Source organism: Endozoicomonas numazuensis, assembly GCF_000722635.1.
Taxonomy (GTDB): domain Bacteria; phylum Pseudomonadota; class Gammaproteobacteria; order Pseudomonadales; family Endozoicomonadaceae; genus Endozoicomonas_A; species Endozoicomonas_A numazuensis.
On sequence record NZ_JOKH01000016.1, the window covers coordinates 1 to 13,946 of the forward strand.

The following is a 13,946-nucleotide window of genomic DNA, read 5'->3' on the forward strand; positions in this document are numbered from 1 at the left end:
GGTCAGCCTCCTAGTTATCTTTCGGTTCATGGCAGTGAAATGAAAATTAAAGTCCAGACACTTCCTGAACTTATTTCCATTTATTCAGGCACTAGCCCCTGGCACATTCATATGCAGCAAGCCATCCCTCTGGTGAATTACTGAGCCTTTTTTTCCATACGCTTGATTTCGTCATACACTTTCTGATTAGCAACGGCCTTGATACCAAACTTATGGGCGTACTTCAGTACTTCACCATTCAATTCGTCCACTTCTGTTACCCGGCCTCTCTGGAGATCAGCCCACATACTCATTCTCGCTCTGTCATCAATCTTCAGAGCTCTTGCCGCTACCAGCTTGAATAAAAAGTCGGGCAGTTTTAGAACAAATGGCATATTTTCAAGAGCAATCGCGGTGCCAATATTAACGGGCTTGAGGCCATTTTTTTTCATTACCGAAAGTCCTTCATTCATACAATTAGCCCAAAGCTTTCGATAACGTCTCTGTTGCAACTGCGCTTTTAAAGGCACGCCACTCATGGCATTGATCGAGTTATTCAGGTTTAGCAGAAGCTTGCTCCACTGTGCAGAGAGAATGTCATCGTGCAGACGGCTTTTGCCCAACGCCTGGTCCAGTGCCGGCAACCAGGGTTTCAGAGCATCATGAGCCTCAAGATGCAGACAACCTTCACTGGTTTTCTTGAAGACGCCCTGCTGGAGATAAGTCACCCCGTAAGCGACAAGCCCGGCAATAACAAGCTCCGGCTGCAAATACTTTTTCAAACGTTCTGCACTGTTCAGTCCATTCAGTAAACTGATGACGGTTGCTTGTGGGGCATACTTTTTAATTTGTGTTGCAGCTTCTTCTAACCCTGAATGTTTTACACAGAGCAAAATTAGGCGACTGCCTTTAATCGCTTCAGGATCGGTATGGAAATCAATGACATCGGGGGAAAACGAATGGTGGCTGCCATCTGTCTGGGCGACAGTAAGACCATTTTTGGATAACTCGTCGGCAAACCACTCCCTACCGATCATTCGCACGGGGATCGATTCAGCCATGAAAAGGCCCGCCAGATAGCAGCCTATGCAGCCGGCCCCCAGAATCGTTATACCTTCACTCTTGAATTGCTCCATCCTGGAAGATGCTCTCTGTTAAAACACCAGTTAACACTCTAAAAAGCCGACTCTATAAAATCAACCCGACTACTGTTGTTTATATTGGTTAATTCCATGAAGTCTCGTTACTTTGTAATACCTATTGCATTTTCTAGCTACCGTAATGAGCATGGCAAGCCGGACATAAGACCAAAACAGAATGACGAGTAATAGCTAGCTATTGCGAGGAGTTCCAACACTGGAATTATGTTCAGCTAACCAGCGCAATAGTGTAGTTAGAAAATGCGATGGGGATAAAAAGATGAGCATGAACACCTCAGCAAGTGCCAGGCCAAAAAATCCTTCTCTTAAAAAACAAGAAAGGCCCGCTGAGGATAATCAGCAGGCCTGTGCAAGCAAGCTACAGTGGATAACTGTTACTTGTCGCCTTTTTCTCCAGAAGCTCTCCAGTCAGCTATGTAGAAGTTCACTTTCTTACCGGTCTTCTTGTCAACACCGTAGCCTTCTACACTGCGGTCATTGAAGCGTGCCTTGCCAATCTTGATCTTGTGGATAGTTTTCTTATCCTTCTTGATTTCGATGTCGCCATCGACATCACGACCATTCTTGTTAGACTTGATGTTCACCTTGTAAGTAACATCACGCTTACCTTCAGCCTCACCTTTCAGTTCCAGCTTGCCTTTGTTGCCCTTGCCTTCCAGACGCAGGGTAGAGTCTTCTTTAGCAAAGGACTCATCAAACATCACTCGACCAGAGATGGCTGCAGTGATCTTGATATCATCTTTACCCTGCAGAACTTCGATACCACCCTGTGGCGCAATCGGCTTGTTGTCATCGCCAAACTTGGCCTGTGTCAGCGGGTAGAAGGCCTTGTTAATACCAGAGCTCAGTACACCACGATCCATCAGTAAGTAGCCATCGGTAGTTGGAACGGTGAACGCTTCGTTAGTGTCTTCAGCCGGAATCATCTGACCGTCACGCAGAATTTCACCTGTCTTAGGATCTACAGCCCATACACCCTGGATCTGTGCGGTAGGAATAACCATGCCACCTTCAGTCTGAGCAACACCTTCTCCCGCATCAGTGGTTGGGCAACCCGTCAGACCAAACTCGTAACCCAGAACACCCGTAATCAGGAGTTCATTCGCAGTACTTACTACGATACCGTTGTGGAAGCCACTGAAGCCACAGATCTGAGGATCATCAATTGGGCTCTCAGGCAGCAAGTCTTTGGCGAATTCTAGCATGTCGATTTTCCATGCTACTTCTTTGTCATCAGGCTGTACTGCATAGACATAACGTTCGTCGTATACATAGATCTTGTCATCACCCGGACCACCCAAAGAAGCGGAAGCAGGTCGACCCGCTACGTCTGTTGTCCATACCGGTTCTTTATCCGAGTCGGTCTTGAACTTATACAGTGTGGCATCAGCATCACTGGCATACATGTATTTCAGGTCGCTGGAAATTGCAGGGCTTGAGCCACTACCGGGTCCCATTTGAGCTTCATAAACAAATTCAATTTTCTTGGTTTCAGGGTCAAAAGTGAAACCATGAACCGCACCATCGCCATAAGTCTTGCTGGAAGTACCGGTCGCGTAGATCATTCCTGTTTCAGGATGTACCGCTGGTACGTTTGCAGACTCTACACCGCCGTGGAAGTAGGTCCAGATAACCGATCCCCAGCCTTCAGCTACATAAGGAGGACTCATCGCACCCGGTGCCGGAGACAGAACATGGGTCTCAAACTCACCAGGCATATTGACTGGCCCAGCCACACGCTCACCGGTTTCACGATCAAAAATCATGACGTCACCAAACATGGTGATACCACCTACATAAGCGGTAGATTCATCGCCATTAACCGGCATAGTAAAGAATGGGTTGGTAATGGAGTTTGCTTCCATACCCAGGTTCAGCCCATCAAAAACTCCGTCAACATCAACAGTTGGCTCAGGCAGAGGGGTTACCCATCTTACTTCACCTTCAGCAGAGAACGACCACATCTGGTTAGCATCACTGATGTAAACATTACCATTGTTGTCAACCACTGGAGCAGCGATAACGCCACCTGGATCAAAGTCATCAGCACCCTGCCAAGGTGGCGTCTGCCATTTGATATTGCCTTCGCCATCAAATGCAGTCAGGTTAGATTGCCCTTTGTCCAGTGCAGTCGTTGCGTAAAAGTCACCATTAGGTCCACGAGTAGGGCCCAACAGAACCGCCGCTCCTTCCAGAACTTCTGCAGACTGCTCGTAGTAACGAGGCAGTTCCTTGATCGACGAAATGTAGTCGTCGTTTCTTGGACCACCGTGAGCGGTAGCCCATTCTGTGTCGGCATAGACACCAACACGAGGTGTTTCAATCATAGTGTCACTAGCCATGACACCGGTAGAGGCTGCTAAAACTGCGAGAGCCAATAACTTCTTTTTCATTTTTTTTCTCAGTACTACTTAACGTTTTTGTTATTTCCCTGAGTCGACAGAACCGATAAAATGGCAAATCTTCCGGCTCTACCAGTCTGGATCTCCATATGCACCCAGACTCAATCTACGTTGTTCTTTTTGTTCATCTACCTGCAAAAAATCTACAGGCATGCATGATTGAACCATCTGACCAGCAAGACTCTTAATATTTTCAGGTCTTGGTAGACGCTGCTTCCAGAAGAGTTTCCCTCGCTGCGCGGCTACAGATTAATACACATGACTTAAACCAAAATATAAGTACAGATACCTAAATATTGTCGTTTATACCTACCAGCACTTCGGTTAACCCTTTTGGGCTAGTTGAAAACTTCATAACTATTAGATTGTCGGAAGGAGGTATTAAAGCTTTTTCTCTTTAGCCAGCTTCATAAAGCGGCTGTTGATTCTGAGCTTATCTGAGCTTATCTGATCTTAATAGTGTGATGACTGCATGGATGCCGATACTCGGCATTGGTGACTACCTGTTAGACTTCGCCCCCCCTCCGAAACTACAGACACACGATTTAACCCAGCCTCAATAGTGATAGGGGAAACGAGAAAAGTCTTTGGGTCGCTTCTCCAGAAAGGAGTCCCTGCCTTCTTTGGCTTCTTCCGTTCCATAAGCCAAACGAGTAGCCTCACCTGCAAACAGCTGCTGACCAACCATGCCGTCATCGGTCATATTCAGGCCAAATTTCATCATACGAACCGCTGTAGGAGATTTTTCGCCAATCATGCCTGCCCACTCAAGGGCCACTTCTTCCAATCGGGCGTGAGGCACAACCTTGTTAACCATGCCCATTTCAAAGGCTTCCTGAGCAGAATAATCCAGCCCCAGAAAAAAGATTTCACGAGCCCGCTTTTGCCCCACCATTTTGGCCAGATAGGCAGATCCATAACCAGAATCAAAGCTGGCCACGTCCAGATCTGTTTGTTTGAAAACGGCGTGCTCTGCAGACGCCAGTGTCAGATCACAAACCACATGCAAGCTATGCCCACCACCTGCGGCCCAACCGGGTACAACCGCCATGACAACCTTGGGCATAAAACGTATCAACCGTTGAACTTCAAGGATATGCAAACGCCCCAAACGAGCAGGATCTACTTCGTCCTGAGGCATACCTTCATATTTATAGCCATCCTTGCCACGAATACGCTGATCTCCCCCTGAGCAGAAAGCCCAACCACCGTCTTTGGGTGATGGGCCATTCCCTGTCAGTATGACAACGCCAACATCGCTGGATATTCTCGCATGTTCAAGCGCCTGAAACAGTTCATCGACTGTTCTGGGCCGAAACGCGTTGCGGCACTCAGGTCGGTTAAAGGCAATTCTCACTGTACCCTGATTTTTGGCCCGGTGATAAGTGATGTCTTCAAACACAAAGCCATCCACTTGCTGCCAATGATCAGGGTTGAAAATTTCAGAAACCATGAGACCTCCCGAAACACGAATGCCAAAGCGACAAAGAGTTATAGTGAACAATTGTCGCACAAGAGCTGAACTGCGCCAGTACGTAATTTACATAGAAACTAACGCCACTGAAAAAAGCTATGTAGATGGAGACATAGGTCGCCCATATCACTCAGGCAAACTGTCTGTACCGAACAATCAGCCCTTGGCTTCAAAGTCATCTTCTCTCAACAGGGCCCGACCATCAGCCTGAAGCACCCACAGTTCTTTATGAATGACACCACCGGCATTGTTCATCCTAATGTTTCATCGAACTGACTGAAGCATAGCTCTGTCTATGCGCTATGAAAAACCGGATAATTTCGAAAAGACTGTTCTGAATTTTCAAACAATATGATGAAATATCTTCGCCATATGGCCGTGTTTGTACAGATCGTTGAAAGCGGCTCGATCAGTCAGGCAGCCCTGGCAAAAGCGGGGGCAGGTGTAGCCCTGATTCCAGACTTTTTATGTGCTCCATTACAGGAAAAAAGTCAGCTGGTTAACATTTTGCCGGAGTATACATTTTCATCGGTTCCTGTGTATGCTATTCACGCCTTTGGACATCAACCACCTGTATTGGTCAAGCGTTGTATTTCTGCCATCAAGGAAGAAATAACAGACTTGAGCAAAGCTTCCAGAGGCATTGATGGATGATAATAATAATAAAATAAGGATTTAGCTGTGACTCAGGACTCTATATTCATTCCATTTCTTGGAATGATGCTACTTACGTTCATAGTCTGGATTTATATGTTTATTCAAAGGCTGGTGTATATGACCGCCAATAACATAGATCCACAACGAGCCATTTCACCTGACAAATTCAACGCGATGGTTCCAGACCCTGTTTGCGCGCCGGGACATAACCTGAGAAACCTGGTTGAACTTCCCCTGCTGTTTTATGCACTGTGCATTTATCTTTACCTGACCTCTCAAGTCGACACAGGCTATTTATACGCTGCCTACATTTTCCTTGGCTTCAGGGTTTTACACAGTTTTGTTCAATGCACCTTTAATAATGTAAACCTTCGATTTGCTGCCTATATCGTTGCTTCAGCCGCTCTCTGGTACATGATGATCCGCAGTATCATTAATGTGTTAAGTCTAATGAGCTGACCCTTTAGGGAGGGCTTTCCAGACTGACAGCCAACCCCTCCCATAAGCTCAGAAAGAATGTAAATCAAAGTAATATCTATGAGAGCTTTATGTAAAAATCAGATATGATCGCTGGAAATCATATAGGACATTGAAAGCCTGACCAGCTTGAAGAGCCCCCGGGAAAATTCTTACGGAGTTATAATAATGGCCACGGTGCAAGAAATCTTCGATGAAATAACCAGCCGTTTTGATGCCACTACTGCAGTAGGACAACAGCTCATTTTTCAGTTTGATATTACTGATGGGGAAACGTATCACATCGCTATTGATGATGGCACTTGTCGTGTTATTAAAGGTGCCAGTGAAGATCCCAGTGTCACAATGATCACAGACAGCGAATCTTTCGTCGGTATCATGACCGGCGAACTGGATGGCATGCAGGCTTTCATGACCGGAAAGATTCGTACTGAAGGCAATATGATGCTGGCTACCAAGCTAAACGACTTTTTCCACAACGAATGACCACTCTGACCTGCTGAAGACATCGGCAGGTCTCTCTCCCCTCACTATCGACCTCTCCGCCAGATTGGTATCATAGTACTCAATCTGACATAAACACTGTGTCACCATTTTATTTCATACGTTCCCTTCAAAGGCCGAGGGTAACAGGAGAGCAGTCAATGAGTGATCAGTCTCTGGTTCTGAACTTTAGACAGGCCATGCAGGAACTGGCAGCATCCGTCAACGTCATCACCACCCAACATGGCGAATCAAGTAATGGTCTTACGGCAACAGCCGTATGCTCCTTATCGATGGAACCTGCTTCAATGCTGGTATGTATTCACAAAGATGTGCAGGCTTTATCTGAGATCAGGGCCAGTGGTTTTTTCTGCATCAATGTCCTGAACTCAGAGCAGCAAGCGGTTTCAGACGTCTTTGCCGGGCGCTCTGGAGCCAAGGGACAGCAGCGATTTCAGGAAGCAGGATGCTGGACACCTTCTCAGTCTGGAACCCCCATGCTGGATGGAGCCCTGGCCAATGTCGTCTGCGAACTGCAGGAAATTAATGAGTCTGGCACTCACCATATCTGTATTGGTCATGTCCGGGAGATTCGCCTCTCTCCAGGATCAACTCCATTGATCTATGCCCAGCAGCAGTACGGTACTTTAGTCAATCTGCCAGAAGCAGAGACAGCTGCCTGATAAAAGGCATTTCGGAGTTCAGGTTAACGACCTGTGCTCCGCAATAACCCTGACCCGTTAGTACAAAACTTTCTTCCCACCAACAAGAACAACAGAAGCCCATGAGCCGTATACAGCAAACCCTGGCAGCCATTGATGCGCTGCATGCACAAGATCCAGAAACCGTCGAAGGTAAGGCAAAAGAACTCATCTATGCAGAAAATATGTCCGCATGGCTGGAGAAATTAAACGCTGATGCCTCTGACGAGCTGAACATTGCTGTACGCAGTCAGCACCTGTGTCGCTGGGAAATCCCACGCTCAGAGTTTCCCATGGATCGACCGGGCTACCTCAAGTGGCGGACGGAGCTGGGTAAACTGCATGCTCGAAAAGCAGTAGAGATCATGCAAACTCAGGGCTACAGTAAAGAAAGCTGCCAGCAGACCGAGAGCATCATTCGTAAGTTGGGTATCAAACGTAATACTGAAACCCAGACACTGGAAGATTGTGCTTGCCTGGTGTTTATAGAAACAGACTTCCTTAATTTTGCTGAGAAGCATCCGGAAGAGAAAGTTATTCGTATAGTCCAGAAGACCTGGGCCAAAATGTCAGAACAGGCTCACCAGGAAGCCCTTGCTCTGGATCTACCGGCTGAAGCGCTGAGTTTGATCCAGAAAGCACTGGCTTGATACGCGGAGCCTGCCGGAATTAAGACAATTTCATGTTCGAACGCTTAAATCCGACAGGTTCCCGGCACTTACTCAAAACTCAGGACTTCAATGAGCAAACGTCTCGGCAAATTCATTAGGGAAGCCTTTTTCACCCTGCTAATCGGTGCTGCAGTCATGACGACATATAACGTCTATCTGCAAAAAGACATGCCTTCTGGTATGGCTCCCGAACTGCGTGCAATGCCTGTTAACGGGGAAGAAGTCGACCTCTACAAACTGTCTGAACAAAAGCCTGTCCTTCTTTATTTTTGGGCCAGCTGGTGCCGAGTTTGCCATTGGGTCAGCCCTACCGTTAGCGATTTGTCGGATGATTATCAGGTAGTCACCGTTGCATTAGCGTCTGGCGATAATGAAAGAGTGGCAAAATACCTCAACGTCAAAGGCCTTAACTTTCCGGTCATTAATGATCTACAAGGCTCTATCAGTAAAGCCTGGAATGTCAGCGTCACTCCTTCGATCTTCATTATCAGAAAGGGTGAAATCAAGTCGATCACCACTGGCTATACAACCAAGGCTGGAATACTGGCAAGGTTGTGGCTGAATCAATAGAAACGCTTGCCCGCTCAAAGACGACTTCATAAAGTTTCAGGGTCAGTATTTGACCCTGATCAATCTGAAACTCTGTAAAAAATCTCTGCTCTGGCATTGCAGCCATAATCCAGCATATCTGCACTTTTCCCCTTTGGCCTACAGGAAGAAAAAGGGTCTCCCCTTCGTTTTAAGATGTCCAGACATGGCTTTTTCGCGCCCCTATTTTACTGATATTTGTCTTGCACGCAGGAAGCCTGCAAAGCTGCGAGTTAAGAGCAGAGTCAAAGAATTTTGATCTGGCTTCACCCGCTCCCCCTTCTCACAATTCATGAAAACCCTACCCCCATCGCCCTCAGTCATGTATCCTTCGGGGGTTATACTAAGCACTAGTATTTTCCTCCGCTCTGTAAGTTTGTACGTTTGTGCAAACCATTAATTGCAGAGTCAGGAATCTGTCGGACTTATGCTTTCGAGCATTAATCTCAGTAGAACGGCTCAGTTTTTCGATGAATTCAGGCCTAAATTGTCTTAAGTACGACAGACTCCTAAAAACCCTTTAAATCCAGATTCTCGCAAAGAGCCATGATGGAAGAGCATTACCACCCGCATAAGATTGAGACCGAGGCCCAAAAGTATTGGGAAGAGAACGACAGCTTTGCTGTCACTGAAGAGGCCGGCAAGGAGAAATATTATTGCCTGTCCATGTTCCCTTATCCCAGTGGCCGACTGCACATGGGCCACGTTCGCAATTACACCATTGGTGACGTGGTTTCCCGCTATCAACGCATGCAAGGCAAAAACGTCCTGCAGCCCATGGGTTGGGATGCCTTCGGTCTACCGGCAGAAAACGCTGCCATCAAGAACAAGACCGCACCAGCCCCCTGGACCTACGAAAACATCGACTACATGAAAGGTCAGCTGAAGCGTCTTGGCTTCGGTTATGACTGGCAGCGTGAGCTGGCTACCTGTAAGCCTGATTACTACAAGTGGGAACAATGGTTCTTCACTCAATTGTACGAAAAGGGTCTGGTTTACAAGAAGATGTCTTCTGTGAACTGGTGTCCAAATGACGCCACCGTTCTAGCTAACGAACAGGTAGAAGATGGCCGTTGCTGGCGTTGCGACACATTGGTTGAGCGTAAAGAGCTGCCTCAGTGGTTTGTGAAAATCACCGCTTATGCTAACGAGCTGCTGGCTGACCTGGATCAGCTGGAAGACTGGCCCGATCAGGTTAAAGCCATGCAGCGCAACTGGATCGGCCGTTCTGAAGGTGTTCAGATGACCTTCAAGGTGGCCAACCCAATCGAAAATTCACCCGAAGAATTCCAGATCTACACCACCCGCCCAGACACTCTGATGGGTGTCACTTACGTAGGTGTAGCGGCTGAGCACCCGATTGCCAAAGCAGCAGCTGCCAACAACCCCAAACTGGCCGCCTTCATAGAAGAGTGCAAATCCAATGGTGTGACCGAAGCAGAAATGGCCACCATGGAAAAAGTGGGTGTTGATACCGGTATTCGCGCCATTCATCCTATTACCGGTAAAGAAGTACCGGTCTGGGCAGCCAATTTCGTACTGATGGATTATGGTACCGGTGCTGTCATGGCGGTTCCTGGCCACGATCAACGCGACTATGAATTCGCTACCCGCTTCGAACTGCCCATTGAACAGGTTATTGAACCGGTCAATGGCGAAGAATGCGATCTTTCCAAAGAAGCTTTCACTGAGAAAGGCAAGCTGATCAACTCCGGAGAGTTTGACGGCCTGACTTTCCAGGATGCCTTCAATGCTATTTCTGACAAGCTGATTGCAGAAGGAAAAGGCGAAAAGCAGGTGAACTATCGTCTGCGTGACTGGGGTGTGAGCCGTCAACGCTATTGGGGTGCTCCGATCCCAATGCGCTATCTGGAAGACGGTACTGAAGTAACAGTCCCTCTGGAAGACCTGCCCGTACTGCTGCCAGAAGATGTTGAGATGGACGGCGTTCAGTCCCCCATCAAAGCAGATCCTGAGTGGGCAAAAACCACTCACAACGGTCAAGCTGCTACCCGTGAAACCGATACGTTCGATACTTTCATGGAATCCAGCTGGTACTACGCTCGCTATTGTTCACCACAATCAGATGATCAAATGCTGGATCCAAAAGCTGCCAACTACTGGCTGCCTGTAGACCAGTATATTGGTGGTATTGAACATGCTGTTATGCACCTGCTCTACTCCCGCTTCTTCCACAAGCTGCTGCGTGATGCAGGACTGGTAGACAGTGATGAGCCGTTCAAAAAGCTGCTGTGTCAAGGTATGGTTCTGGCCGACACTTTCTACACACTGGATGAAAAAGGACTGAAACACTGGGTTGCGCCTAACGATGTTGACTTTGAACTGGACGACAAAGGCCGATTAATTACAGCAACCTTGAAAGCAACCGGTGAAGCCGTTGAGCATGCGGGCATGAGCAAAATGTCCAAGTCCAAGAACAACGGTATTGATCCTCAGGAGCTGATTGACAAGTACGGTGCCGACACTATTCGTCTGTACACCATGTTTGCAGCGCCTCCCGAACAGACACTGGAGTGGTCTGAAAGCGCTGTTGAAGGTGCTCACCGATTCCTGCGTCGTTTCTGGAAGCAGGTGTCCGAGCATGTTGCTACTGGTGATGTTCCTGCTCTGGACAGCAAAGCCCTGAGCAAAGAACAAAAAGACCTTCGTCGTAAAACTCATGAGACTATCAAAAAGGTTTCTGACGATTGCGAACGCCGTCTGACGTTCAATACTGCTATTGCTGCCATCATGGAAATGAACAACGCAATTGCAAAATTCAAAGACACCAGTGATCAGGGTCGTGCGGTTCTGCGTGAAGCCCTGGAAGCCTCCACACTGATGCTGGCACCTATTGCTCCTCACGCTATGCACAGTGTCTGGAATGCTCTGGGACACGCAGGGCCTGTTGTTCAGGCTGACTGGCCAGCAGTGGATGAATCAGCTTTGGAAAAAGACGCCATCATTATGGTGATTCAGGTCAACGGCAAGGTTCGTGCAAAGCTGGAAGTTCCAGCAGGCATGGATAAAGATGCCATTGAAAAGCTGGCACTTGAGCAGGAGAACGTCACTAAATTCACCGAAGGTAAAACTATTCGCAAGGTGATTGTAGTTCCGGGTAAACTGGTTAATATTGTCGCCAACTGACCAGTTAGCGACCGTCACAATTTAAAAAGGCCAGTAGAAATGCTGGCCTTTTTTTATCTTGAATTCTTTTCTCGCTGCACATCATACCAGTCGTATTTTCTAACGACCTCAATCACTGCTTATTGTTCTCGCTGCTTTGGCTCTGCCGTTTCTGTATCGATCATATTTTTCATTTCCCGACACACTCCGCCATAATTGCTGTCATTGCGATCATAGAGGTAACCATGAAGTTGAACTTTCAGACCACTTTCAGCATTAGCCTCCAAAAGCTGTGAATCCCTAAGACCTTCTTTAAGAGCCTCTATCATTCTCGCCTTGCCAAACATTGAGAACATTTCTGGCATTTCAAGCGTAGCGGGAGGAAAACCATACGCCATGAGCAAGTACTGCATGAGTAGGGTATAGGTTCTTCCATTGACAGATTTGAACGAATGCAGCTGTTCCAATTCGGCAACATGGCTTGTAATAATTGAGAACAGCTCTTCTTTGTCTATGCACTTGGACAGGCTATTATTCAAACTTTCCAGTGTATGCTTTACCAGCTTTTCTGAAACCGTAGTGGGTACCGTATAACGATGAATCACTCTACTGAAACTTTTTCGAGCCTCTTCATAAAACATTTTAAAAAATACTATTAGCTGACCTTTCTTGTCAGTAATCCCTTCAAATACCTTTTTATTCCCAGCCTTGTAAGCTTTAAACATGCAGTTGTAAAACAGCTGAACTAAAGGCTTTAAGTCATTTTTTAGACTTAACTGTTCATGCAATGTCGTATAAAACGCTTCTGGCTCAGAGTGGCACTCTAAAAGCTTCAGAACTCTGTCTGCCTCTAATGGAAGACAAGCAGGAAAGGACAGTGATCTTGCTCTGATATACAAATAGAAAGGTACTCGTGATGCCATATCATCCTTCGCGATCCCTGCCAGATCACAATGTTTCTGATGCAGTTCATCCGCTTCCAGAATGCCTTCTTTATCGCAATACCAGAAATCAGGGTGATCATAATGGGTCAAGGGAATAAAAAAATTGGCGGCAGGCATGGGACAATACAACTCGCCTTTAAAACAGTTACTGGTATGACCTGCCACTATTCGATGCAGATCCAGTAAAAACTGCAGATCAACTTCCGGCACTGCACCTGGCTTCAGTTCTTTCAGCTTCTGGATAATGAATTGCCAACCATTGATCAAGGTTTTAAGACAACCCGGCTCTCTTTGCTCATAAGCATCAACCCCCTGCTCCCGACATAAAAGAGTGCCGTCCACCAGTAATCTGGGAAGTTCCTGCTCAGGGTAATTGCGAAGACGAGCCAGACCTTCAGATACATGGGTATCCAAACGACTTTCAGAACCTGAAAACACCGCAGCCCGTTCAACTTTTCGGTGATGTATTTTCTCACCGGTTGAAGTCTCTTCCCTGTCAGAATGAGGATCTTCAGAAAGAAGGGCAGGCGTCACCACCTCTTCTCGTAACTCAAGAGCCTGTGACTTATTCGTAGCTGATCCAAACATACTGGAAACCTCTTGCCCAATGCCAAATAGAACCCGAAGAAAACTTCTTCAACCGTTGGACAAGAGAAACACACGCAGATTCAGTATTTTGTTATTACAGATAACATGATTGTCAGGCATTTAGCTGTTTTAGGTCAGTTTAAGTCCCGCAATACCCGCCACAATCACTAATGCACTGAGAATACGCAGCGCGCTGGCTGGCTCATTAAACAGAATGACACTCAATAAGAATGTGCCAACAATGCCAATGCCCACCCAGACAGCATAAGCCGTTCCTACAGGCAGTGTTTTCAGAGCTAACCCCAGAAAAACCATACTCAGAATAATGGCCGCTACCGTCAGGACTGAAGGCAGGGGACGAGTAAACCCTTCGGTGTATTTCAGCCCAATGGCCCAGCCCACTTCAAGCAGGCCAGCCAATATCAATAGAAACCAGTTCATAACAGCACCGCTGTTGTCGAGGTCGTCCCCGTTGGAAGGTGGAAAGGTAAGGTCGTCCTTACATTTTGTCAGAAGTATATCAAACGAACAGCAAACTAGGAGCCTGACCGAGAATAGGCAGGTCGGCCTAAAATCCAGAAAGAACGGCCCATTTTTCCGATAAATTTGATTGAATAGGCCCACTATTCGCACAAATTTATCGAAAAAATGGCCTCGTTCTACTGAATTTTATTCTTGACCACTATTCTCGGTCAG

General features: G+C 47.0%; 12 protein-coding genes. 7 read left to right on the forward strand and 5 right to left on the reverse strand.

Translation table 11 applies throughout. From position 1 onward, the window contains the following. Nucleotides 1-137 precede the first annotated feature (137 nt). From GZ78_RS26695 to GZ78_RS26705, 3 genes are all read right to left on the reverse strand, one after another. The gene (locus tag GZ78_RS26695; protein ID WP_051786599.1) at nucleotides 138-1,115 is read right to left on the reverse strand and encodes a 2-dehydropantoate 2-reductase; all 978 of its coding nucleotides are present in this window, start codon (nucleotides 1,113-1,115) and stop codon (nucleotides 138-140) included. Nucleotides 1,116-1,513: 398 nt separating this feature from the next. Then, nucleotides 1,514-3,532: a PQQ-binding-like beta-propeller repeat protein gene (locus tag GZ78_RS26700; protein ID WP_034843334.1), complete on the reverse strand. Its 2,019-nt coding sequence runs from the start codon at nucleotides 3,530-3,532 to the stop codon at nucleotides 1,514-1,516. 565 nt (nucleotides 3,533-4,097) lie between these two features. Further along, nucleotides 4,098-4,994: a 1,4-dihydroxy-2-naphthoyl-CoA synthase gene (locus tag GZ78_RS26705; protein WP_034843336.1), complete on the reverse strand. Its 897-nt coding sequence runs from the start codon at nucleotides 4,992-4,994 to the stop codon at nucleotides 4,098-4,100. A 372-nt stretch (nucleotides 4,995-5,366) separates the two neighbouring features. On the opposite strand from GZ78_RS26705, the gene GZ78_RS26710 reads away from it, so the two are divergent. The 7 genes from GZ78_RS26710 to leuS all read left to right on the forward strand — a co-directional run bounded on the left by GZ78_RS26710 (nucleotide 5,367) and on the right by leuS (nucleotide 11,739). Further along, nucleotides 5,367-5,669, forward strand: coding sequence for a LysR family transcriptional regulator (locus GZ78_RS26710; RefSeq protein ID WP_034843338.1), 303 nt, complete (start codon nucleotides 5,367-5,369; stop codon nucleotides 5,667-5,669). Between the two features lie 63 nt (nucleotides 5,670-5,732). Next, on the forward strand, nucleotides 5,733-6,131 hold the full coding sequence (locus GZ78_RS26715; RefSeq protein WP_081870076.1) for an MAPEG family protein: 399 nt from the start codon (nucleotides 5,733-5,735) through the stop codon (nucleotides 6,129-6,131). Between the two features lie 186 nt (nucleotides 6,132-6,317). Further along, on the forward strand, nucleotides 6,318-6,635 hold the full coding sequence (locus tag GZ78_RS26720) for an SCP2 sterol-binding domain-containing protein (protein ID WP_034843343.1): 318 nt from the start codon (nucleotides 6,318-6,320) through the stop codon (nucleotides 6,633-6,635). Between the two features lie 158 nt (nucleotides 6,636-6,793). Next, nucleotides 6,794-7,315 (forward strand): flavin reductase family protein, encoded by a 522-nt coding sequence (locus tag GZ78_RS26725; protein ID WP_034843362.1) that lies wholly within the window; start codon nucleotides 6,794-6,796, stop codon nucleotides 7,313-7,315. 101 nt (nucleotides 7,316-7,416) lie between these two features. Then, nucleotides 7,417-7,983, forward strand: coding sequence for a DUF4202 domain-containing protein (locus GZ78_RS26730; protein WP_034843346.1), 567 nt, complete (start codon nucleotides 7,417-7,419; stop codon nucleotides 7,981-7,983). A 90-nt stretch (nucleotides 7,984-8,073) separates the two neighbouring features. Further along, nucleotides 8,074-8,574 carry a protein disulfide oxidoreductase gene (locus GZ78_RS26735; protein ID WP_034843350.1) on the forward strand — a complete coding sequence of 167 codons (501 nt, stop codon included), beginning with the start codon at nucleotides 8,074-8,076 and terminating at the stop codon, nucleotides 8,572-8,574. Between the two features lie 567 nt (nucleotides 8,575-9,141). After that, complete coding sequence (gene leuS / locus GZ78_RS26745; protein WP_034843365.1) at nucleotides 9,142-11,739, forward strand: leucine--tRNA ligase; 2,598 nt, start codon at nucleotides 9,142-9,144, stop codon at nucleotides 11,737-11,739. 119 nt (nucleotides 11,740-11,858) lie between these two features. On the opposite strand, the gene GZ78_RS26750 is transcribed toward leuS, so the two are convergent. Then, a complete protein-coding gene (locus tag GZ78_RS26750; protein WP_034843354.1) occupies nucleotides 11,859-13,250 on the reverse strand; it encodes a hypothetical protein in 1,392 nt (463 codons plus the stop codon). A 129-nt stretch (nucleotides 13,251-13,379) separates the two neighbouring features. Then, nucleotides 13,380-13,691 (reverse strand): quaternary ammonium compound efflux SMR transporter SugE, encoded by a 312-nt coding sequence (gene sugE, locus GZ78_RS26755; protein WP_034843357.1) that lies wholly within the window; start codon nucleotides 13,689-13,691, stop codon nucleotides 13,380-13,382. Nucleotides 13,692-13,946 lie beyond the last annotated feature (255 nt).